Here is a 22,634-nt window from a genome sequence, read left to right as displayed (position 1 = left end):
GAGGATTTCCTTCGGGGTGGGGGATTTCCTTTGGCGCGTCCGCGCTGCCGCTCAATTGCGTTCCTGCACGCACACCCATGGCGAGACGACCACCGCCCACAGATCCGGATCGCGCTCGGCGAAATCGGCGGCGGTTTCCGCCTGCACGCGTTCGACGAGGCCCGAAGACAGCCATTGCGTGACCTGCGCGGTGTCGTCATTGGCGATGGCTTCGGCGACGCTCACCAGATCGATGTCGCGCGCGACGCGCAGCAAAATACCGCGGGCGAAAAAGCGTTCGAGTTCGCCCCAGCCGATTTTGGCGGTTTCGGCGAGCAGCTTGGCGTACAGCGGGCTGTGAGTGGCGTTGTTGGAAGTCATCGTAAGCGGGGTCTAACGGGGGCCGTTACTATAAACCATTGGCGCGGACCGCCAGGGCGGGGCGCGTTCCGGTACGCTTAGGGTCTTTCGAAATTCATTCTGAACCTTCATGTCACTGGATTCAACGGCGCCGGCTACGGGCGCGCAAGCTCACGTGGTAACCGAAGCCACGCTCACACGCGCTGATGTGGAGCGCCTCCTCGCGGCGAATGGGGCGGCTGGAGTGGCAAACAAGGCGGGCTATAAAGAGCCGCTCCATTTCACCGACTGCGATTTCGAAGGCGCCGATCTGTCGCGACTCGATCTGCGCGGCGCCGAATTTCATCGTTGCACGATCGTCGAGACGTCGTTTTTCGGCGCAGCGCTGTCGCATACCCGCTGGGTGCGTTGTCGCGGCCGCCAGGCGGATTTTGCGTCGGCTGATCTGGTCGACGCGGCGTTTCAGTCGAGCGATCTGAACAACACCAGCTGGCGGCGCGCCAAGCTTGCCTCGGCGTCGTTTCATAGCTGCAAGCTGACCGGCGCCAATTTTGAAGCATGCACGTCGCTCGGTTTGAGCTTCGTCGAAACCTTGCTGGTGGGCGCGCATTTGCGCGGCCTGTCGTTTCGCAAAGCCACGCTCCAGCAACTCGATTTCTCCGACGCCGATCTGGCCGGGGTCGATTTCCGTGAGGCGATTTTCGATGGCGGCAGCCTGAGGGACGCCAATCTGAAGGGCGCGCGCTTCGACGGCGCAGACTTGCGCGAGGCTGATCTGAGCGGCGTGCGGCTTGTCGACGCGGCGCTTTTCAAAGGCGCGACGATTTCGCATCAGCAGGCGGCGGTGCTCGTGACCGAGCTGGGGTTGCGAGTCATGTGACCGCGGCTTTTAGCTGGCCGATTTTAACTATTCGGCCAGCTTGAACGAATAGATGCACCGGCTTATCATCCGACTTATTGATTAATTAAAAGACAGTCGATTTTATACTTCGCAATTTGTCGGTTGATCTGAAGATTTTTAATATATTCGCTATTCGCGAATTTGTTGTGAAGAAATGCAATTGTCTATTCGCGCCGCGCATTATCCGATAATACCTCGGTATGGTGCGTTGGCGCACCAAAGGTTCGCAATGCGTAAAGCGCCTGCCTTATGCTGGGCGCGGTTGACAGAAATTGGCCACAAAGCTTTCGTCAGTCTTTTTCAGTGGCGGGCGGTAGGCATTTGATTCATAAGGGCTTGTGGGCGACTCACCGGATTCTGGACCTGTCGTTCCCGTGGTGTTGCGTGCGGAGCAGATAAGGGCATTTACTCCATATATTGCTGGTATTTTCCTTCACGTAATGCGGATTCCGTGCGCCGCATCACATTATCTGCGAAATTAATAGATTGCACTTGTAAAAGCGGGTTGTTAGATTCAGTTCTGGCGCATGGTGAACCGGTCCTTTGCCGATATGCGCCGAACCCCCGTTAGCCCGGCCTCGTGCCGGGCTTTTTTTCTGCCCGGTTATTGCCGGTTCAATTCCGAGTCATGGCGGTTTCACACGTGGCGTGGATCATGAAAAGTTACTTTTTCTTACCGCCGGTCATGACCTGGTTGATCATCTTTCTCGGCCTCTGGCCGATTGCGCTCGGCGTGCTGTTCGCCTTCGCCGCGCGTGTCGATCCGCGCTCCGGACGCTGGCGCCGCCGTTAGTTCGAGTGGCGCTGCGCCCTGCGCGGCTGTGTTGCCGGCTGTGTTGCCTTTACTGCTTGCAGCGAATCACCATCGACCGGTTCTTGACATTCGCACCAAAAATTCCACCGACCGAGCCACCCGCGGTGGCGCCGTTGTCGACGTCTTTCGAAACGACGTCGTAGCCATAGTTGCCGCAGACTTCGCCGGCGCGCTTGTAGCACTCGGCCCAACTGGAGCTGGCGTCACTGCCGCTGCAATTGATCGCAAAGCCGGTGTCGCCGCTCGGCAGATAGGTCATCGTGGTGGTGCTCGAACAGCCGCTGAGGCTGCCGAGCGTAAGCAGGCCTAAGCCGATCGCCGCGGCTGTCGCGACGGACGCAATTGCGCTCTTCATTGCAGATTCCTTACAGATAACGGGGGAAGACGTGGCGTGAGGCCACGTCATGCATAAGATTGAGCGTTTTATAGCACGCCCGGTTCCCTCGACTGCGCATGCAGGGCGCGTGCCTGACCGCAGAAAGTGAACGCAGAAGCCGCGCCCTGACTCGCGGTCGACAAGACCGGCTAGCGCGGCGGCAGCGCGCGTGACGGGTCGATTGAGCGGCCCTGATAGCGCAGTTCGAAGTGCAGCATCACGCGATCGGTGTCGGTGTCGCCCATTTCGGCGATTTTTTCGCCGCGGGCGACCGACTGGCCTTCTTTCACGAGCAGCGCGCGGTTGTGCGCGTAGGCAGTCAGGTAATCGGCATTGTGCTTGATGATCAACAGGTTGCCGTAACCGCGCAAGCCGTTGCCCGCGTAGACCACTGTGCCGGGCGCCGCGGCGATCACCGGCGTGCCCGCCGCTGCCGAAATATCGATACCCTTTGAGTTCGAGCCGTCGAAGCGCCGGATCACCGTGCCGTCTGCCGGCCACACCAGCGAGATTGTCGAAGCCGGCGCGGACGCCGGCGCGCTATCGGCCGGAGCCGAACGTGGCGCGGCCGAAGCGCTCGCGCTTCCTGCGCCGCTGCTGCGTATTGCACCACCGGCACCACCGGCACCACCTGAGGCGCCACCCGCCGTGCCATTACCCGGCGGCGTGACGCGCAGTACCTGCCCGACCTCGATGCTGTCAGGGTTGGCCAGATTGTTCCAGCGTACGATGTTTTGCAGCGACGCCCGGTTGCTGCGCGCGATCTTCGACAGCGTATCGCCCCGTTCGACACGGTAAAAGCCAGGCCCCACCGGAGCGGACCCGCAGGCGGCGAGCACCGCCAGTAAAGACGCGCAGGCGAACCGTTTCATCATTCTTGTTGTCAGCATTGGACCTCGCAAAGCGCTGCCGCGCGCCGATCCCGATCACGCGGCAGGTAGATGCAAAGCGTCCGATTCTAACGGTTTTGCGCTGCAGCATCCGAAAAACGGACGCAGAGGGGGACGCGCGCGGCGGGAACGCGGCGAAACGCCGCTTAACCCACCACGCCCACCACGTCGAGATGAGGGGAAAACCTGCAATTAGCGCAGCTTGCTGACACCGATACGCAGTGTCGCCGTCTCGGTTTGTCCCGGTTCGAGCCAGCGCAGTCCCATGCCGTTATGAATCGCGTCCGGCAGACCCAGCCATGGCTCGACGCAGTAGAAGTCCGAGTTCGCGGCCTCGGTCCATGTTGTTACCGCGTACCAGGGTACCGAGTCCGGCCGTTGCAGATCGATCGTGATGAGCCGGTTAAGACCGGGCGCGACGAGGCGCACGGGTTGGTCCGGCGCACCGACGAGACGATGGAAGCGATCGTGAATGCGCGCCTCGTCGAGCGTGTAGCGCGCAGCGCCTGGCTCGGCCGCGCTGATCGAGCCATCGTCCTGCTGATAGCACCGTTCGGTGCGCGGCAGTTCCAGCGAGGTTTCAGCGCGCTGCGTGTGCGGCAGCGTGAAATAGAAGTGATGGCCGGCGTAGTAAGGCAGCCGTGTGTCGCCCGTATTGGCGGTGCGCAGCGTGACTTCCAGCGTATGCGTATCGACGAGGCGATACACCGCTTCGAAACGGAAGCCGAACGGATAGCCGGCGCGCGTTGCGTCGCTGTCCGTGAGGGTCATGCGCAGACCGGCGCCGTCCACGTCGGCGTGAGCATCGAAGGGCAGGTCGCGCGCAAAACCGTGCATCGGCAATTCGCGCACCGTGCCCTGTGCGTCACGCCAGTAGCCGATTTTGCCGTCGACGCGATGCCGGCCGAGAAACGGAAACAGCAGCGGGTTGCCGCCGCGAATCCTGGCGGGCTGGCTCCAGTCGGCGTTTTCGGGCCAATGAATCACCTCTTCGCCGTCGATGATCCACGACAGAAGACGGCCACCGGCTTGCGGCGCGAAACGGAGCACGGAGGCGTCCTGGGCGATTTCGAGAATGTCCTGTTGCGGGGAGAGGGGCATGGTCGATGGGCTGGTTGGTAAAAGTTTGAATGTGAGTTCGAGCGTGAGCGTGTGATCCAGATGCGAGCCACGCGCGAGTCGAACGTAGCTCGCACGCGGGTTGAGAACGCTTGAACGCACCGCACGGCAACTCGCGAGAGAACGATTTTGCGCTGCTTTGTGCTACGGGGAAACCCTTCTGGGGAAATTGCGGGTGTCGGAGAAGGCCGATCCTTAACGATAATCCACGCACTGCCCGGTTACTTCAACGACCGGGCGAGATCGGCTCAGGAGGCTCTATGGATCTCGCAATGGCAATGGGTGTGGCGCTGTTCGGCATGTTCGCGGTCAGCACCGTCTACTTTTTCTACAAGCTCGAGCGTTAATCCCGTCATCTGCTTCATTCTCTGCCGGGCCGTCGACGCGGACCTCGCATGAGCCTCGCGCTTTCAGCGCATCGAATTCCTCGATCAGGATGACAGGGCAGCCTCCGGCGCTCTGTTTCTTTTTCTGCGGCGTAACAACGGTTTCCAGTTGTGACGCAGCGCGTCAATATTTCCCCGAATGCGGTCCAAACGCTTGGCGCTGTCATTGCAGCCAGGCATAATCGGTGCGCTTTTGACGCGTCGTGTGTTTTCTATCGCGGCGCGCTGTTCCCCGACATTTTCCTTACAAGGACCGCCGCGTGAACCTGTCGTTTCTGATTTTCCTGAGCGTGCTGCAAGGCGTCACCGAATTGTTCCCGGTTAGCAGCCTTGGCCATACGCTGCTCGTGCCCGCATTGTTCGGCATGCATATCGACAAACATGCGCCGCAGTTGCTGCCGTTCCTCGTCGCATTGCACCTCGGTACGGCGTTCGCTCTGCTGTGGTACTTCCGTAAGCGCTGGTGTGCGCTGGTGCGCGGCTTCTTCGCTTCGTTCGGCGGCCGCCGCAATGACGATGCGCACATGATGTGGGCGCTCATTATCGGGACGATCCCGGCGGGTCTGGTCGGGCTGATCCTTGAGAAACGGCTCGAGCGAATTTTTCATGATCTGCGCATTGTCGCGATCGCGTTGATCGTGAACGGCGTGCTGCTGTGGTTCGGCGATCGTCTGCAGCGCGCGCGTGCGCATCAGCCGCCGGAGAAGCTGACCTTCCGTCAGGCATTTTTCGTCGGCCTCGCGCAGATCGGCGCATTGATTCCGGGCTTTTCGCGCAGCGGTCTGACGATGATCGCCGGCAATGCGGCCGGCCTCACGACGGAGAAGGCCGCGGAGTTTTCGTTCCTGCTCGGTACGCCGATCATCTTCGCGGCGGGCGTGCTCGAATTGCCGAAGCTGTTCCATGCGCCGGGCCAACTCGCCGACGCATTGCTCGGCGGCGTGCTGACCGCAATCGCCGCCTATCTCAGCGTGCGTTTTCTGATGCGCTATTTCGAAGGCCGCGGACGGCTGGCTTCGTTCGGCGTGTACTGCGTGATCGCGGGCATCGTGTTCCTCGGCTGGTTCATGTTGCATCCGCAGCCGGTCTGATTGCATTCGACAGGCCCGCTACTGCCCGCCAGATGCTGACGGGCGACTGGCGGGCAAGAAGTGATCGGTTATAATCCGGGCCCGACTCAAGCTGTCGGGCCCGTTTTGTTTGTGGCGGGACGGTTTGATGACCGATCGGTTTGTCGCGTGGTGGATCGGCGCGGTAGATCAGCTCAGTGGATCGGATTTCCCAGCTCCGGCCCGGTCAGTTAGAATTTCGGTATCCCACGAACCCTGTGGCCGTGATATTGCACAGGTTCCAATGCCCGATACGGGTTCTCATTGCGGGCGATGCACGTTGTACACGTTCGTGTAGCATCGCCTCACGTCAATACGGCAGTAGCTCAGCTGGATAGAGCATCGGCCTTCTAAGCCGAGGGTGGGGGGTTCGAGTCCCTCCTGCCGTACTTCAAATGCCTGGCGTCGCGCATCGAAGCATCAACGCTGCGATGCGCGTCTCGCGTCTGGCCGCGCGTCTGGCCGTTTATTCCGCTGGTTGTACGTCGATGGAATCGACCCGGTTCGGATAGAAGGCCAGATGCTGCGCGATCTCTTTCACTGCCGCATACGGCGACTCGTAAGTCCAGACCGCATTCACGGTACGCTCGCCGCCGATCGGAATGCTGTAGTACGCGCAATCGCCCTTGTACGGACAGTAGGTCGCATGATCGGTGCGCTCCAGCAGCGTCATCTCGACGTCATTGCGCGGAATGTAATACACCGGCGGATACGATGCCTCGCGCAGCACCAGCGCATTACGTGTATCCGCGATCACGCGGCCGGCTACCGTGACCACCACACGGGCCGTGTCCGGCTCGACCGTGATCGGATGATCGGGGCCGGGAACCTTGATGGTTTTTTCAGTCATGCTGTCGAACTCCTGGATGAGTGGGCAAGCCTGCAACACGTCGCTAAGGGTTTCGAGCCGCCATCGGCGGGAATGATTGCGCCCTGCGTCGAAGCATACGCCGGTCGTGAAAACGACGTGTGTCGCTGCTCGCGTCATTCGCGGGTTCCGTGCGTCGCCGGTGGGCGCATGGAGCGAACACAAAAAAGGGCAGCCGAAGCTGCCCCGTTAAAGTCCGCATCATCCGGCGGACTGTTGCTTACTGATATTCCCGGACCGCAGACCGCAGACCGCAGACCGCAGACCGCAGACCGCAGACCGCAGACCGCAGACCGCAGACCGCAGACCGCAGACCGTGGTCCGGTTAGTCCGCGGTCTGGTTAACCTCGCGCGTCACTTGCTGAGCGTTGGTTAACGTCCGCTCATCGCTGAACGCATTCCCTGCCGCTTACTGCCTGATATTCAACGCGGCCGTCAGGTCGCCCATCGGCTTGCTGCCGTTGCTGACCAGCGCGGCATCACGCGCGGCGATGCCCGGCAGCGTCGGCAGCGAGAAGCGGTGCGTGATGAAACGCAGAATCGACGTCGTGTCGTACTGCGTGTGATCGACGAAACCCTTCTTCGCGTACGGCGAGATGATCAACGCCGGAATCCGCGTGCCCGGACCCCAGCGGTCGGCCTTCGGCGGCGCCACGTGATCCCAGAAGCCGCCGTTTTCGTCGTACGTCACGACCACCAGCATGTTGTTCCACTGCGGGCTTTTTTGCAGATGCGAGATCACGTCGGCAATGTGCTGATCGCCTGAGGCGACGTCGGTGTAACCCGCGTGCTCGTTCAGGTTGCCCTGCGGCTTGTAGAACGATACTTGCGGCAACGTGCCGGCATCGATTGCCTTGATGAACTCGGAGCCTGCCAGACCGCCGTCGAGCAGATGCTGCGACCGGTTCGCGGAGCCCGGTGCGAGATCGGCGAAGTAGTTGAGCGGCTGGTGATGCGGCTGGAAGTTCGGCGCCGTCAGATTCGCGCCGTAGATCACGTTCGACGTGCCATTTTGCGCCGCCGACACCGCCGCGCCCCACGCGCCGCCGTACCACGCCCACGACACCTTCGCGTTGTTCAGCAGATCGCCGATGTGCTGCTGCGTTTGCGCCGGCAGCGTGGTGGCCTGGGTCGGATCGGCGAGATTCGCGTCGCCGCCCGAAGCCGCCTTGTTGCCGCTCGGCTGATACGGCGGCTGCATCGTGTTGATCGCGTAGAAGTCAGGCGTGAGGTTGCCCGAGAGCACGAATTTCGGCGGCCCGCTCAGCGCCGACGCCGGCGAGTTGGTCGCAAGCTTCAGCGTGACGCCGTCGCTTTCAACCGATGAGATCGAGCCCGCTGCCGGGCTCTTGTCCGCGTTCGGATAAGTCGGCGTGCACGCGCAAACCAGCCACTGGTGATTCAGGAACGAGCCGCCGAATGCGCCCATGAAGAAGTTGTCGGCCAGCGTGTATTGCTGGGCGATCTTCCACAAGGGCAGCTTGTCGGCGTCGAGCGTGTAGTGGCCCATGACGAGGCCGCCCGAATCCGCCCATGCGGCGAACTTGTCGTTCTTGCCGCCATTGATCTGCATCTGGTTTTCATAGAAGCGGTGATACAGATCGCGCGTCGTGGCCGTGATCGGCGTGTTGAAACCCTTCGGGTCGTCGATGGCGAACGGGCTGTTCGGCAGGTTCGCCGTCATCGCCTGCGTGACCACCGGCGTCACACCGGTTTGCGTCAGGCCGTTCCACACTTGCGGCAACGTCGCGAGCGCGGTGCCATCGCGGTCGACCTGCGTGGCGCTTGCCGCCGTCACGTTCTGCAGACCGTTAGCGCCCGGGAAATTGCCGTAGAGATTGTCGAAGCTGCGATTCTCCGCATAGATCACCACGACCGTCTTGATTGACGTGATGTCCGGTGGTGCAGTGACATTGTCGCCGCCGCACGCATACAGACTCAACGCTGCTGCGATCGCGATAGGCGTCGCGCAGATCAGTTTTTTGTTCATTTGGTATGTGTTCTCTCTCTCGCGTTGGGGACGGGCCGCGTGCCTTGATTACACGGATGGCCGCAAGCGAAAGTTTGGGGAATGAATTTGACAGAAAGATGTAATTAATTACAAATTGCCTTGGTTTGGATATTTCTGTCGGCTGTATGTCATTTAATCGACATGTCGATGAAATACGCTCGCGGACTTCAATATCGCAAACTCACATCATTCATATGCGGCCTGGTCTCACGGGGATTCTGAAAATGGCGGTTCGGCTGCCGGCGTGGCGGCGCGCGGGGCCGGCAGGTATTAGCGCGGTGCTGGCACTCGCGGCGATGACCATCGGCCTCTCGGCGTGCGATGCAGGCTCGCCGGCAGCGGGCGGCAAGGCAGAGGCAAACGGCCAGGCGCAAGTGAATGCCAGGAAGGATATGAGCGCCAGCGGCAACGCGGGAGCCGAGTCTCAAGCGAATGCGTCGTCTGCGTCAGGACCCATGGCGGAGTCGACCGTTAAAGCGGCCGCCCATGAAGCCGGCCAGACCCGCGCGCAAGTCTACGAATCCGTGCGGCAGATGACGGCGCTGGGCAAGCAGTTGTTTTTCGACGCGTCGCTGTCCGGCTCGGGCAAGCTGGCGTGCGCGTCGTGCCATAGTCCCGATCACGGCTTTGCGCCGGCGAATGCGCTGTCGGTCCAACTGGGCGGCAACGACATGCACCGTACCGGCATGCGCGCCGCGCCGACGCTCAAATATTTGCAATCGGTGCCGGCATTCGCCGAGCACTATCACGAGTCGGACGACGAAGGCGATGAAAGCGTGGATGCCGGGCCGACCGGCGGCTTGACGTGGGACGGCCGCGTCGACCGCGGTTCGGACCAGGCGCGTATTCCGTTGCTGTCGTCGTTCGAAATGGGCAGCTCGCCGGCGAAGGTCACGGCGGCGGTGAAGGCCGCGCCGTATGCCGACGCTTTCCGTGTGGCATTCGGCGAGCATATTTTCGATAACGACGACGCCACCTTCAAAGCCGTGCTGCAAGCGCTGGAAACTTTCGAGCAGACGCCCGAGCTTTTCTACCCGTACACCAGCAAGTACGACGCGTATCTGGCGGGCAAAGCACAACTGACCAAGGCCGAACTCCACGGTCTGCAACTCTTTAACGACGAAAAGAAGGGCAATTGCGCGAGCTGCCACATCAGCCAGCGCACCATGGACGGCGCGCCGCCGCAGTTCAGCGACTTCGGTCTGATTGCGATCGGCGTGCCGCGTAACCGCGCGCTGGCGGTGAATCGCGATCCGCATTTCTACGACCTTGGCGCATGCGGACCGGAGCGTACCGACCTGAAGGGCCGCGCCGAGTTTTGCGGCATCTTCCGCACGCCGACGCTGCGCAATGTCGCGTTGAAGAAAAGTTTTTTCCACAACGGCATTTACCATTCGCTGGATCAGGCGGTGCGTTTTTATGCGCAGCGCGACACGAATCCGGAAAAGTTCTATCCGGTCTCGAAGGGCAAAGTGCAGAAGTTCGACGATCTGCCGCAGCGTTACTGGGTCAATCTGAATACCGAGCCGCCGTTCGATCGCAAACCGGGCGACAAGCCGGCGCTCGACGAGGCCGAAATCAAGGACGTGGTGGCGTTTTTGAATACGCTCACGGATGGGTATAAAGCGGGAGATGAAGCGGGGAAAAGCGCGGCAAAGACCGTGGCCGCGAATTGATCACCGGACCACGGTTGCGACGGTCGGCTTAGGCGGCAGGTGGTGCTACGAACGTAGTCAGATGCCTGCGCCGGCAAGGATGCAATAGCAGCCGGCCAGCAGCAGTGCAAACGACATCAGGAGACACCCAAAGCCGGCGCGTGTCAGCAGATTCGGCCAGCGTGCGCGCGGGAGGCTATCCATTTGCACGATGCGCCGCGCGAAACCGGGATCGCAACTGACGGCGAACGGCACGAGCGCGACGCAAAACAGCGCGAGCGTGACGGCAAAGGTTTCGAGGGCAAACGAGATGTCCATAAGGAGACGTTGAAAACTTGTTCAGCGCCGCAGCGCAATAGACCTATATTAAGAAGACGTTTCATCAGTCGATATGAGACGCGTCTTAAAATGACGCGCAGCCGTCGTGGCAATTCGTTCCCGCGAGGCGAGATGCGAACGCTGCACGATGCTGCGAGCCGCTGCGGGACCGTATCGAGGCGGTCACTTTGGGGGCGACATGCTATGCTTTTGGGGTCCAGATCACGAGCCGCTGCGAGCGCACTCGAGACCGCCGAACTACTCTTCGAGGAGAACCCTTCATGTCGATGCGAACCCGTGCCCTGTTTCATCTGACCGTCAGTGGTCTGCTGCTTGGCGGCGCCGTCGGCGCGCAAGCGGCCAACCTCGGTTTTCTGAGCGACACGCCGATCAGCTACATGAAGCAGCGCGATGTCGATTCGATCAGGAATGCCGTCGTCACCGCCTTGAATGACAAGCAGGACGGCGAAAGCGCGAGCTGGGTCAACGAAGGCACCGGCAACAGCGTCAAGATCGACGCAACGATCACCGTCGCCAGTACCGCGAAGGACGGCGAGCGCACCTGCCGCGACGTCGGTGTCGTGCTGAATGCGAAAGGGCAGTCGATGAACCTGCGTCCGCAGTTCTGCAAACAGGGCAGCGGCAACTGGCAACTGCAGAAAAAGCACTGAGCATGCGGGCCAGTATGACGACGGGCACCGGCTTGCGGTCGGTGCGGCCTGAAGCCGTGCGCCCTTGCGGCGCGATGTGGCGATGAGCGCGCGGGTCGTCTCGTGCGGTGTCGTACTGCTCGACCCGGACGGTCGGGTATTGCTCGCGCACGCCACCGAAACCTCTCACTGGGACGTTCCAAAAGGGCACGGCGAAGAGGGCGAGGCGCCTCACGTCACGGCGTTGCGCGAGATGGTCGAGGAGACCGGCATCGTGATCGAACCCGAGCGTTTGAAGGATCTCGGACTATTCGTCTACCGGCGCGACAAAGATCTGCATCTGTTCGCGGCACGTGCAACGGCCGACGAACTCGACCTGACGGGGTGCACCTGCACGTCGCTCTTTCCGCGCCGCTCCGACGGCACGCTGATTCCCGAAATGGACGCCTACCGCTGGGCCGCGCCGGACGAAGTGGAGCGATACGCGAGCCGCAGTCTCACCCGGCTCTTTCAGACCACGCTTTCGCTCGCGGAACTGCATCGAACGTTATAGTGGCGGACTTGCGGCTTTTTGTTTTTTGCTGTTAAGCGCCCGCGGCAAAAGCATGGGCATCCGCGCGGCGACATCACGCATTCAGTCGAGTGCGTGATCGTTCGGATGCGCGAATAGCGTGCGGTTCTGTTCCGACAGCGGAAAATTCAGATTAATGCCGTGCGGCGGAATCGGCTGCGTGAACCACTGGTTGTACAGACGTTCCGCGTCGCCGGCAGTCTGGCCGCGTGCGATCACGCTGTTCACGAGCATGCGGAACGGCTCGTCGCCCTTGCGAAACATGCAGGCGTAAACCTCGTAGCCGAGCGGCGTGCCGGTCACCACGAAGTCTTCAGGATGCGGGTCGGTCGACCTGAAACCGTACACGATCGGCTCGTCCATCACGAAGGCCACTGCCCGGTCTTCCTTGAGCGCGGCGAATGCTTCCGGATGGTCGCGTGCGCTCGTGATACGCATGTTCAGATGTTTTTCTGTGTTAAGGCGGCGCAGCAGGCGTTCGTCGGAGGTACCCGCGGTTGTCACGACCGTCTTGCCGGCCAGGTCCGGAAAATCCGTGATGCCGCTGTTCTTGCGGGCAAGCATGCGCACTGCGTACTGAAAGAAGCTGTCCGAGAAGGCGGCCACGTTTTCGCGTTCCACCGTATGGGTGGTCGAGCCGCATTCCAGATCGATCTGATTGTTCAGCAGCATGGGCGTGCGATTCGACGAGGTCACGGTGATTTCGTGTATTTTCAGTTGCGGCAGACCGAGCGTTTTCTTGATTTCGTCGACGATCTGCAGCGCGATGGTCTGCGAATAGCCGACCGTGTGTGTGCCGTCGAAGTATGAAAAGGGAATCGACGCTTCACGCACACCAAGTACGACCACGCCGTCGTCGTGGATTTTCTTCAGCGTGCCGGTGAGCTCTTCCGCATGGGCGGGGCAGGCGAACACTGCCGCGCCGAATGCGACCAGCGCCATGAGTGCGTTACGCACGCTTTGTGCGACGCGCAGGGCGTGGGTGATGTACGGAGCACGAACAGTACACGTGTGGCGCGCACCTCGTGCCGAGCCCCATGCACTGGCCCCGCGGCGGGCTGCAACTTTCATCGGGTCTCCTGAACTGGCGCGTGCATGTATGCCGCGCCGTCACTTGTCGATGGAACATGATGCAATAAAAACGGCGTGCATCCCGCTCACGAAATGCACGCCGTATTCAACTTCAGATGCGCTTCGCGCTGTAGTCGCTCCAGTTTACGCCGGCTTGCCCCAACTGTCGCGCAAACTGACGATGCGATTGAACACGGGCTTACCCGGTTTCGAATCGACGCGGTCGGCGACAAAATAGCCATGGCGCTCGAACTGATAGCGCTGTTCCGGCAACGCGTCGCGCGCGCCCGGTTCCAGGTAGGCGTTGACCACGCGCTTCGAATCCGGATTCAGCGCTTCGAGGAAGTCGCGGCCACCGGCGTCCGGTTGCGGTTCCTTGAACAGACGGTCGTAGATGCGCACTTCAGCCGGCACCGCGCCTGCCGCGCTGACCCAGTGAATGTTGCCCTTGACCTTATAGGTGTTCGCGCCTTCCGTGCCCGATTTGCTGTCCGGGAAGTAGTTGCAGTGGACCGCGACGATGTTGCCGTTCTCGTCCTTGTCCGCGCCGGTGCATTCGATCACATAGCCGTAGCGCAGGCGCACCTTGTTGCCCGGGAACAGGCGGAAGTAGCCTTTCGGCGGTGTCTCGGTGAAGTCGTCGCGTTCGATCCACAGTTCGCGCGAGATCGGAAACTCGCGCACGCCCTGTTCCGGATGATGCGGGTGAACCGGCGCGCTGCACGGCTCGGTCACGCCTTCAGGGAAGTTGTCGATGATCAGCTTGACCGGATCGAGCACGGCCGCGGTGCGCGGCGCCTTTTCGTCCAGATCGTCGCGCAGCGCGCCTTCGAACACGCTCATGTCGATCCACGAATCGACCTTGGTGACGCCAATACGCTCGCAGAACAGCTGGATCGATTCCGGCGTGAAGCCGCGGCGGCGCACACCGACAATGGTCGGCATACGCGGATCGTCCCAACCATCGACGTGGCCTTCGGTCACCAGTTGCAGCAGTTTGCGCTTGCTGGTGATCGCATAGGTCAGGTTCAGGCGCGAAAACTCGATTTGTTGCGGCAGCGGGCGCGTGAAGATTCCGGCCTCGGCCAGCTCGTTCAGAATCCAGTCGTACAGCGGACGGTGGTCTTCGAACTCGAGCGTGCACAGCGAATGCGTGATGTTTTCCAACGCGTCCGAGATGCAGTGCGTGTAGTCGTACATCGGGTACACGCACCATGTGTCGCCGGTGCGGTAATGGTGCGCAAAGCGGATGCGGTAAATGACCGGGTCGCGCATGTTGAAGTTCGGCGACGACATGTCGATCTTCGCGCGCAGCACATGCTCGCCTTCCTTGAACTCGCCGGCTTTCATGCGGCGGAACAGGTCGAGGTTCTCCTGCACCGAGCGGTCGCGGAAGCGCGACGGCGTGCCGACCTCGGAGGCCGAGCCGCGGTTCGCGCGCATTTCTTCAGCCGACTGGCTGTCCACATATGCTTTGCCGCGCTCGATCAGCAGTTCGGCGAACTCGTACAGCTTGTCGTAGTAGTCGCTCGCGAAGTAGAGCTGCTCCTTGCCGCCTTTTTCCCATTCGAAACCGAGCCAACGCACGGAGTCGACGATCGAGTCGACGTACTCGACGCTTTCCTTTTCCGGATTCGTATCGTCGAAGCGCAGATGGCACACGCCGCCGTAGCTGCGCGCCACGCCGAAATTCAGACAGATGCTCTTGGCGTGACCAATGTGCAGGTAGCCATTCGGCTCAGGCGGAAAGCGCGTTTCGACGCGCTGGCCCCACTTGCCGGTGCGGTTGTCTTCGTCAATGGTATTGCGGATGAAATTGGATGCCGCTGGCGCGTCGTTGCGTTCGGTATTCATGCGAGAAGGTGAAAGTCGGTCGGGGCGCGCAATGCGCCCACTTATGTGTCAATTCTACCTGACGAGTCCGCTCGCGGCAGGCGAGTGCGGCGCGCAGCCAACGTTTGAGCGGTTTCGGCTGCTTTTTGGGGCCGGGAAGGACTCCTGCAAGCTGCGTTTAAGGTGCTGTAACAGGAGGTAAAACGGTTTGTTGGTGGGTACGCCGGCGACTTAGGATGCGGGCGGCGCACTCTCCACCTTTGCGTACTGGCAGCAATGTGCCCTTTGTTTTCCTGGCGCCGCTTTGCGCCCGTGTGGCGCGGACGAACCGGCCACGCTACCCACCCGTGCCGTGCTCAATCTGCCGGATTGCGCCGCTCGCGCCCGGCCGTGCAACCCGCCTGCAGCGCAACTGGCCCAGTGGGCCCAGCAGGCCGTCTCGCCCATCGCATCGTCTTGCATCGACGCTTTCCGTTCATGCAACATGACGTCCTTAGTTCCCGGAGTTTCTCGGATGTCCATCCCCTCGCATGACGCGCCTCGCGCGTCTTTTGCCTCTTTCGCCTCCTTGTCTCTCACCCGGATCGTGATGGCCGCGGCCATGTTCGGCGCGCTCGCCGGCAGTTTCATCGCGCCGGCCTCCGCGCTCGCGAAAACGCCGCCGCCAAAGGCCGTGCTGGACGCGTCGGCGGTGGCCGTGCCGGATCGCTACAGCGCCGACACCGCACAGCAGATCTTCGCCGCCGGCGGCAACGCGGTGGACGCCGCGGTGGCGATCGCCTTCACGCTGGCCGTGACCTGTCCGGATGCGGGGAACATCGGCGGCGGAGGGTTCATGACGGTGTTCATGGACGGCAAGCCGTATTTTCTCGACTACCGCGAGCGCGCGCCGCAACAGGCGACCCGCGACATGTACCTCGACGATAAAGGCAACCTCGTGCCGGGTATGAGCCTCGTCGGTCATCGCGCGGTGGGTGTGCCGGGCACGGTCGAAGGCATGTGGGAAGCGCAGCAGCGCTTCGGCAAGCTGAAGTGGAAACAGGTGCTGGCGCCCGCCATCCGATATGCCACGGACGGCTTCCAGGTCGAGCCATGGTTGCAGCAGCGCCGCGACGCGGCGGCGAAGAATTTCGCCGGCAAGACCAATTTCAATGCCTACTTCTCGACCTTGAAGGCCGGCGCGATGTACCGTCAGCCTGAACTCGCGCAAACCCTCTCGCGCATTGCCAGCGATGGCGGCCGTGAGTTCTACGAAGGCCGCACCGCGGATCTGATTGCTCAGCAAATGTATGGCCACGGTCTGGTCACGAAGCAGGACCTGATTCAATACAAGGCCGTGTGGCGCCAGCCGCTCACCGCCGATTGGAACGGCTACCAGATCGTGACCGCGCCGCCGCCGAGCTCGGGCGGTATCGGGCTGATCCAGATGCTGAAGATGAAAGCCGATCTGAAGCAGGCGTTCGACGGTATCGAGCTGAATTCCGTGCCGTATATCCATCTGATCGCGCAGATCGAGGACCGCGTGTTCGCCGATCGCCAGCAATATATCGGCGACCCCGATTCGTACAAGGTGCCGGCCGACAAACTGACCGACGACGCCTACCTCGCGCAACGCGCCGACGAAGTGAAACCCGACGAAGTGCCGGGCGCCGTGCCTGTCAAAGGCGGCCTTGGCGACGCGCCGCCGGAAAAAGCGCAGACCACGCATTTTTCGGTGGTCGACAAGTGGGGCAATGCCGTGTCGAATACCTACACGCTGAACGGCTCGTTCGGTTCCGGTGTGGTGGTGGACGGCGGTGGCTTCATGCTCAACGATGCCATGGACGATTTCGTCACCAAGCCGGTAGCCGTTGGCGCGCCGGGTGCAGCGACCGATGACCTGAACACGGTCGCGCCGGGACGCCGGCCGCTTTCGTCGATGACGCCGACCATCCTGTTGAAGGACAACAAGGTGTCGCTCGTGATCGGCACGCCCGGCGGCTCGCGTATCCTGACGTCGATTTTCCAGGTGATGACCGACCTGTACGATTTCAACATGACGCCCACCGACGCGTTGGCCGCGATGCGATTCCACCATCAGTTGCTGCCGCCGAAGACGATTTATTTTGAGCCGTATCATCCGGTCACGGGCGAGCTGGCCGATCAGCTGAAAGCCAGGGGTTACACGCTGGAAGGGCAGTCGTTCAATGGCGACGTGCAGATGATCCGCGTCGAAGGCACGACGCCCGAGCCGGCTGCCGATCCGCGCGGCGTGGGTGTGGGGCGCGTGATGCAGTGAAGCAAGCGCGGCTTCGGCCGGGCGAAGTGAATGATTGCGGAGGCGGGCTGCGGAAGCGGACCGCAGAAGCGCATTGAAGAAGCGCATTGAAGAAGCGCATTGAAGAAGCGCACTGCAGAAGCGCACTGCGGAAGCGAATCGAAGCGACAATTGCGGACGCGAACCGTGGAAACATATCGCGAAAACGTATCTGAAAAACGAACTGCGACGGGGAAGGCAATGAACGAACAAAAACTAAACGTACTCGTGCTGCCGGGATACCAGAATTCCGGCGCGGGGCACTGGCAGACGCGCTGGGAAGCGCTCGATCCCGCCTTCACACGCGTGCAGATGCCGGACTGGGATCATGTGACGCGCGACGCGTGGTGCCGTACGCTCGACGCCGCCGTGGCCGCAGCCGACTCGCCCGTGATATTCGCCGCGCACAGCCTTGGCTGCCTGACGACCGCCTTCTGGGCGTCGCAGTACGCGAGCGCCGGGCAGTTGGCCAAAGTGGCCGGTGCATTACTGGTGGCCGTACCCGATCCCGCCGAGGCGCATTTTCCGCGGGACGCCAGCGGCTTTGCGCCGGTGCCACTGGCACGCCTGCCGTTCGCGAGCATCGTCGTGTCGAGTAGCGACGATCCATACGGCGGCGTGCCGTTTTCGCAGACGTGTGCGGGCGCGTGGGGCAGCCGCTGGATCGATATCGGGCCGCGCGGCCATATCAATGCCGACAGCGGCCTCGGCGATTGGGCGGAGGGACGGCGCTGGCTGGCGTCGTTAGGCGAGCGGCGGTGATGGCTTCATCGGCGCTGATTCGGCCGGTGTTCGGCGCCGACACCGCGCTATGTCTCGTTTTCGATGCAGGGGCCGATTGTAGGGGCCGATTTGCCGGCGGATCCTCGAGGCGAGGGCGGCCGGTTCGCCGGCACAGCCGGGCGGCGAGTGAGCTGGCACCGTCGCCAGCTTCGCTGAAAACCGCCACCACGCCGCCAGCTTAGCCGGCCTCAAATCACCCGGCCGCAATGCAGCCGGCCTCAAATCACCGATTGGTCCCGCAACGCCGCAATCCTGGCCTCGTCATAACCCAGCACATCGCGCAGGATGCTGTCGGTGTGCTCGCCGAGCGTCGGCGGATGGGACAGCGCCTCAGGCGGCGTGCCGGTCATATTGATCGGATTGCGCACCAGTTTGACGATGCCGCCCGACGGATGCGGCAGATCGACCCGCATGCCGCGCGCCACCACCTGCTCGTTCTCGAACACTTCGCCCAGGTCGTTGATCGGCCCGCACGGCACACCGGCCGCTTCCAGGGCGGCAATCCATTGCTGCTTGCCCTGCAGACGCACCATGTCGGCAAGGATCGGCACGAGAATATCGCGATGGCGCACACGCGCCGGATTGGTGGCGAATCGCTCGTCGTTGGCGAGTTCGGAGCGGCCGCCTGCCTCGACGAACTTGCGGAACTGCCCGTCGTTGCCGACGGCGACGATGATCCAGCCGTCGCTGGTCTGGAAGGTCTGATAGGGCACGATGTTCGGATGCGCATTGCCCCAACGCACGGGCGGCTGGCCGCTCGCCAGATAATTCGAATTCATGTTGGCCAGCATGGCCACCTGCACATCGAGCAGCGCCATGTCGATGTATTGACCTTCGCCCGTTCGGTCGCGGTGCGTGAGCGCCGTGAGCACGGCGATGGTCGAATACATGCCGGTCATCAGGTCGGCAATCGCCACGCCGGCCTTTTGCGGACCGCCGCCCGGCTGGCCGTCACGCTCGCCGGTAATGCTCATGAAGCCGCCGATGCCTTGCACGATGAAGTCGTAGCCGGCGCGCTGCGCATACGGCCCGGTTTGCCCGAAGCCGGTCACCGAGCAGTAGATCAGATCGGGCTTCACTTCCTTGAGCGACGCATAGTCGAGGCCGTACTTCTTCAACTGCCCGACCTTGTAGTTCTCCAGCACCACGTCGCTTTGCGCCGCCAGTTCGCGGATGATCCGCTGACCTTCGGGCGAAGCGATATCGACGGTGACCGAGCGCTTGTTCCGATTCGCGGCAAGGTAATAGGCGGCCTCGCGTGTGTCGGCGCCTTCCGGCGTTTTCAGGTACGGCGGCCCCCAGTGGCGCGTGTCGTCGCCCACTTCAGGCCGTTCGATCTTGATGACGTCGGCGCCGAAATCGGCGAGCGTCTGCGCGCACCAGGGTCCAGCGAGCACGCGTGTGAGATCCAGCACGCGGATATGACTGAGAGCGCCCATATTCTTCAATGTCTCCTTTGTCGACCGGAGTTAGCGCTTTAGCGCTTACTCCGGTCCCATGCAAAGCGGTCGGCCCGAGTTAGCGCTTTAGCGCTTACTTGAGCCCCATGCAAAGCGGTCGGCCAGCGTTCGCGCGGCGGCGTGTTACCCCGGTCCCATACAAGATTTGTGGGTGGTGACGCGGCGCGCATGTCGCCGCGAATGTGGGCAATCTTAAGCGATTCCCGCGCGCCCGCGCAGTCAGCCGAACGGCATAGGACGTGTGGCGCGTCTTGCCGTGTCGCGCGCCACCGGGTCAAACGAGGCCAAACCCGGCCAAACCTGGCCGAATGGCTACTGGGACCAGGGCGGGGCAGGGCCGCCACCGCGCAGGGTCGCCGATCCCGTATAATCAGTCGTTTAAGAAACAAACAGTTGGCGCATCTCCATGATGCCGCCGGTAACAGCCAGGGAACTGGCAAACCCGTCCCCCGCACGCTATGAAAGCCGCCGAAATCCGCGAGAAATTCCTCAAGTTCTTCGAATCGAAGGGCCATACGATCGTTCGCTCGTCGAGCCTTGTACCCGGCAACGACCCGACACTGCTCTTTACCAATTCGGGAATGGTGCAGTTCAAAGATGTGTTCCTCGGCGCGGAATCGCGTCCGTATGCGCGCGCCACGACCGCGCAGCGCAGCGTGCGCGCCGGCGGCAAGCACAACGATCTGGAAAACGTCGGCTACACCGCGCGTCACCACACGTTCTTCGAAATGCTGGGCAATTTCTCGTTCGGCGACTACTTCAAGCGCGACGCGATCCACTACGCGTGGGAGTTGCTGACGGGCGTGTACCAGCTGCCTAAAGACAAGCTCTGGGTCACCGTCTATCAGGAAGACGACGAAGCGCACGACATCTGGGCGAAGGAAGTGGGCGTGCCGGTCGAGCGGATTATCCGCATCGGCGACAACAAGGGCGCACGCTACGCGTCGGACAACTTCTGGCAGATGGCCGACGTGGGTCCGTGCGGCCCGTGCTCGGAAATTTTCTACGACCACGGCCCGGAGATCTGGGGCGGCCCGCCGGGGTCCCCTGAGGAAGACGGCGACCGCTACATCGAGATCTGGAATCTCGTGTTCATGCAGTTCAGCCGCGACGCGCAAGGCAACATGACGCCGCTGCCCAAGCAGTGCGTGGACACGGGTATGGGTCTCGAGCGTATCGCCGCGGTTTTGCAGCACGTGCACAGCAACTATGAGATCGACCTGTTCCAGGCGCTCATCAAGGCTGCGGGCCGCGAAACCGGTGTGACCGATCTGACGAACAACTCGCTGAAGGTGATCGCCGATCACATTCGCGCCTGCTCGTTCCTGATCGTCGACGGTGTGATTCCGGGCAATGAAGGTCGCGGCTATGTGCTGCGCCGTATCGTGCGCCGCGCGATCCGCCACGGTTACAAGCTGGGCAAGAAGGGTTCGTTCTTCCACCGCATGGTGCCGGACCTCGTCGCGCAAATGGGCGGCGCCTATCCGGAACTGAAGGACGCGGAACAACGTGTGACCGACGTGCTGCGTCAGGAAGAAGAGCGCTTCTTCGAGACCATCGAGCACGGCATGTCGATTCTCGAAAGCGCGCTGGCCGATCTGGAAGCGAAGGGCGGCAAGACGCTCGACGGCGAACTCGCGTTCAAGCTGCACGATACCTACGGTTTCCCGCTCGATCTGACGGCGGACGTCTGCCGCGAGCGCGAAGTAACGGTAGACGAAGCCGCGTTCGACGAAGCCATGGCGCGTCAGCGCGAACAGGCGCGTGCGGCGGGCAAGTTCAAGATGGCGCAAGGCCTTGAATACTCGGGCGCGAAGACCACGTTCCACGGCTACGAAGAAATCATCTTCGACGACGCGAAAGTGATCGCGCTGTATGTCGACGGCGCGTCGGTGAAGGAAGTGAATCAGGGGCAGCAGGCTGTCGTCGTGCTCGATCACACGCCGTTCTATGCGGAGTCGGGCGGTCAGGTCGGCGACCAGGGCGTGCTGGCGAACGCGAGCGTGCGCTTCGCGGTGACCGACACGCTGAAAGTACAGGCGGACGTGGTCGGCCATCACGGCGCGCTGGAGCAGGGCACGCTGAAGGTCGGCGACGTCGTGAAGGCGGAAATCGACGCGGTGCGCCGTGCCCGCACCGAGCGCAATCACTCGGCCACCCACCTGATGCACAAGGCGTTGCGCGAAGTGCTCGGCTCGCACGTGCAGCAGAAGGGTTCGCTGGTCGATGCGGACAAGACCCGTTTCGATTTCGCGCACAACGCGCCGATGACTGACGAGCAGATCCGTCAGGTCGAAGCGATCGTCAACGCGGAAGTGCTGGCGAACGCGCCGGGCATCGTACGCGTCATGCCGTTCGACGAAGCGGTGAAGGGCGGCGCGATGGCGCTGTTCGGCGAAAAGTACGGCGACGAAGTGCGCGTGCTCGACCTCGGTTTCTCGCGCGAGTTGTGCGGCGGCACGCACGTGCATCGCACGGGCGACATCGGCCTCTTCAAGATCGTGATGGAAGGCGGCGTGGCTGCCGGCATCCGCCGCGTGGAAGCGATCACGGGTGATAACGCCGTGCGCTTCGTGCAGGATCTCGATGCGCGGATCAATGCGGCAGCGGCCGTGTTGAAGGCGCAGCCGTCGGAACTGACGCAGCGGATCGTGCAGGTGCAGGATCAGGTCAAGTCGCTGGAGAAGGAACTGAGCGCACTGAAGTCGAAGATGGCTTCGAGTCAGGGCGACGAGCTTGCCGGTCAGGCAATCGAAGTGGCCGGCGTGCACGTGCTGGCTGCAACGCTCGAGGGCGCTGACGTGAAAACGTTGCGCGAGACGGTCGACAAGCTGAAGGACAAGCTGAAGAGCGCGGCGATCGTGCTGGCCTCGGTCGAGGGTGGCAAGGTGAGCCTGATCGCCGGTGTGACGGCGGACGCCAGCAAGAAGGTCAAGGCCGGTGAACTGGTCAACTTCGTTGCCCAGCAAGTCGGCGGCAAGGGTGGTGGGCGGCCGGACATGGCGCAAGCCGGCGGTACCGAACCGGCGAATCTGCCGGCAGCGTTGGCGGGCGTGAAGGGTTGGGTCGAAGCCCAGCTCTGATTTGGGTTTGATTGGGCCATACGGGGCGCTGGTGGTTTTGGCGCCCCGTATGGCCCAAGTTGTTTTTTGGCCGTCTCGTGCCGGCTGTGCACTAACCTGGC

The 22,634-nt window shown here is 62.2% G+C and carries 19 protein-coding genes and 1 tRNA gene; 10 read left to right on the top strand and 10 right to left on the bottom strand.

All coding sequences use genetic code 11. The features are described 5' to 3' along the window. Positions 1–51: 51 nt before the first annotated feature. A complete protein-coding gene (locus ACOSV0_RS14500) occupies positions 52–360 on the bottom strand; it encodes a DUF2288 domain-containing protein (RefSeq protein ID WP_434106853.1) in 309 nt (102 codons plus the stop codon). A gap of 109 nt (positions 361–469) precedes the next feature. Between ACOSV0_RS14500 and ACOSV0_RS14495 the strand changes: the two genes are divergently transcribed. Together ACOSV0_RS14495 and ACOSV0_RS14490 are read left to right on the top strand one after the other, a co-directional pair. After that, positions 470–1,219 (top strand): pentapeptide repeat-containing protein, encoded by a 750-nt coding sequence (locus ACOSV0_RS14495; RefSeq protein WP_434106852.1) that lies wholly within the window; start codon positions 470–472, stop codon positions 1,217–1,219. Positions 1,220–1,895: 676 nt separating this feature from the next. After that, entirely contained in the window at positions 1,896–2,033 is a 138-nt protein-coding gene (locus tag ACOSV0_RS14490) for a hypothetical protein (protein WP_434106851.1), read from the top strand. Between the two features lie 49 nt (positions 2,034–2,082). Here the strand turns inward: ACOSV0_RS14490 and ACOSV0_RS14485 are convergent, their stop codons facing one another. The 3 genes from ACOSV0_RS14485 to ACOSV0_RS14475 all read right to left on the bottom strand — a co-directional run bounded on the left by ACOSV0_RS14485 (position 2,083) and on the right by ACOSV0_RS14475 (position 4,421). Beyond that, a complete protein-coding gene (locus ACOSV0_RS14485) occupies positions 2,083–2,409 on the bottom strand; it encodes a hypothetical protein (protein ID WP_434106850.1) in 327 nt (108 codons plus the stop codon). Between the two features lie 170 nt (positions 2,410–2,579). Further along, positions 2,580–3,320, bottom strand: a complete 741-nt coding sequence (locus ACOSV0_RS14480) for a peptidoglycan DD-metalloendopeptidase family protein (protein ID WP_434106849.1) — start codon at positions 3,318–3,320, stop codon at positions 2,580–2,582. A gap of 192 nt (positions 3,321–3,512) precedes the next feature. Further along, complete coding sequence (locus tag ACOSV0_RS14475) at positions 3,513–4,421, bottom strand: aldose epimerase (RefSeq protein ID WP_434110292.1); 909 nt, start codon at positions 4,419–4,421, stop codon at positions 3,513–3,515. A gap of 664 nt (positions 4,422–5,085) precedes the next feature. Here ACOSV0_RS14475 and ACOSV0_RS14470 point away from each other — a divergent pair. Beyond that, entirely contained in the window at positions 5,086–5,916 is an 831-nt protein-coding gene (locus ACOSV0_RS14470; protein ID WP_434106848.1) for an undecaprenyl-diphosphate phosphatase, read from the top strand. A 333-nt stretch (positions 5,917–6,249) separates the two neighbouring features. Further along, positions 6,250–6,323 (top strand) — tRNA-Arg (locus ACOSV0_RS14465). Between the two features lie 77 nt (positions 6,324–6,400). Here the strand turns inward: ACOSV0_RS14465 and ACOSV0_RS14460 are convergent. Both ACOSV0_RS14460 and ACOSV0_RS14455 read right to left on the bottom strand, forming a co-directional pair. Continuing rightward, entirely contained in the window at positions 6,401–6,784 is a 384-nt protein-coding gene (locus tag ACOSV0_RS14460; protein WP_434106847.1) for a DUF427 domain-containing protein, read from the bottom strand. Between the two features lie 427 nt (positions 6,785–7,211). Further along, the gene (locus ACOSV0_RS14455; protein ID WP_434106846.1) at positions 7,212–8,792 is read right to left on the bottom strand and encodes an acid phosphatase; all 1,581 of its coding nucleotides are present in this window, start codon (positions 8,790–8,792) and stop codon (positions 7,212–7,214) included. Between the two features lie 245 nt (positions 8,793–9,037). Between ACOSV0_RS14455 and ACOSV0_RS14450 the strand changes: the two genes are divergently transcribed. Continuing rightward, a complete protein-coding gene (locus ACOSV0_RS14450; RefSeq protein ID WP_434106845.1) occupies positions 9,038–10,489 on the top strand; it encodes a cytochrome-c peroxidase in 1,452 nt (483 codons plus the stop codon). 57 nt (positions 10,490–10,546) lie between these two features. Here ACOSV0_RS14450 and ACOSV0_RS14445 read toward each other — a convergent pair whose 3' ends face one another. Further along, on the bottom strand, positions 10,547–10,786 hold the full coding sequence (locus ACOSV0_RS14445; RefSeq protein WP_434106844.1) for a hypothetical protein: 240 nt from the start codon (positions 10,784–10,786) through the stop codon (positions 10,547–10,549). Between the two features lie 281 nt (positions 10,787–11,067). On the opposite strand from ACOSV0_RS14445, the gene ACOSV0_RS14440 reads away from it, so the two are divergent. Together ACOSV0_RS14440 and ACOSV0_RS14435 are read left to right on the top strand one after the other, a co-directional pair. Further along, complete coding sequence (locus ACOSV0_RS14440) at positions 11,068–11,457, top strand: RT0821/Lpp0805 family surface protein (RefSeq protein WP_434106843.1); 390 nt, start codon at positions 11,068–11,070, stop codon at positions 11,455–11,457. A gap of 82 nt (positions 11,458–11,539) precedes the next feature. Continuing rightward, the gene (locus ACOSV0_RS14435; protein WP_434106842.1) at positions 11,540–11,989 is read left to right on the top strand and encodes an NUDIX hydrolase; all 450 of its coding nucleotides are present in this window, start codon (positions 11,540–11,542) and stop codon (positions 11,987–11,989) included. A gap of 81 nt (positions 11,990–12,070) precedes the next feature. On the opposite strand, the gene ACOSV0_RS14430 is transcribed toward ACOSV0_RS14435, so the two are convergent. After that, positions 12,071–12,949 carry a transporter substrate-binding domain-containing protein gene (locus ACOSV0_RS14430; RefSeq protein ID WP_434110290.1) on the bottom strand — a complete coding sequence of 293 codons (879 nt, stop codon included), beginning with the start codon at positions 12,947–12,949 and terminating at the stop codon, positions 12,071–12,073. A 273-nt stretch (positions 12,950–13,222) separates the two neighbouring features. After that, entirely contained in the window at positions 13,223–14,932 is a 1,710-nt protein-coding gene (locus ACOSV0_RS14425) for a glutamine--tRNA ligase/YqeY domain fusion protein (RefSeq protein ID WP_434106841.1), read from the bottom strand. A 493-nt stretch (positions 14,933–15,425) separates the two neighbouring features. Between ACOSV0_RS14425 and ggt the strand changes: the two genes are divergently transcribed. Both ggt and ACOSV0_RS14415 read left to right on the top strand, forming a co-directional pair. Beyond that, positions 15,426–17,189, top strand: a complete 1,764-nt coding sequence (gene ggt / locus ACOSV0_RS14420) for a gamma-glutamyltransferase (RefSeq protein WP_434106840.1) — start codon at positions 15,426–15,428, stop codon at positions 17,187–17,189. 219 nt (positions 17,190–17,408) lie between these two features. After that, positions 17,409–17,969, top strand: coding sequence for an RBBP9/YdeN family alpha/beta hydrolase (locus tag ACOSV0_RS14415; RefSeq protein WP_434106839.1), 561 nt, complete (start codon positions 17,409–17,411; stop codon positions 17,967–17,969). 239 nt (positions 17,970–18,208) lie between these two features. Here the strand turns inward: ACOSV0_RS14415 and ACOSV0_RS14410 are convergent, their stop codons facing one another. After that, positions 18,209–19,429 (bottom strand): CaiB/BaiF CoA transferase family protein, encoded by a 1,221-nt coding sequence (locus ACOSV0_RS14410; RefSeq protein ID WP_434106838.1) that lies wholly within the window; start codon positions 19,427–19,429, stop codon positions 18,209–18,211. 479 nt (positions 19,430–19,908) lie between these two features. Between ACOSV0_RS14410 and alaS the strand changes: the two genes are divergently transcribed. Continuing rightward, positions 19,909–22,533 (top strand): alanine--tRNA ligase, encoded by a 2,625-nt coding sequence (gene alaS / locus ACOSV0_RS14405; RefSeq protein ID WP_434106837.1) that lies wholly within the window; start codon positions 19,909–19,911, stop codon positions 22,531–22,533. The last annotated feature ends 101 nt before the right edge of the window (positions 22,534–22,634 follow it).

This window comes from Paraburkholderia caffeinilytica (assembly GCF_051027425.1).
In the GTDB taxonomy this organism is placed as follows: Bacteria; Pseudomonadota; Gammaproteobacteria; order Burkholderiales; family Burkholderiaceae; genus Paraburkholderia; species Paraburkholderia caffeinilytica_A.
This window is presented reverse-complemented; position numbering and strand designations above follow the sequence as displayed.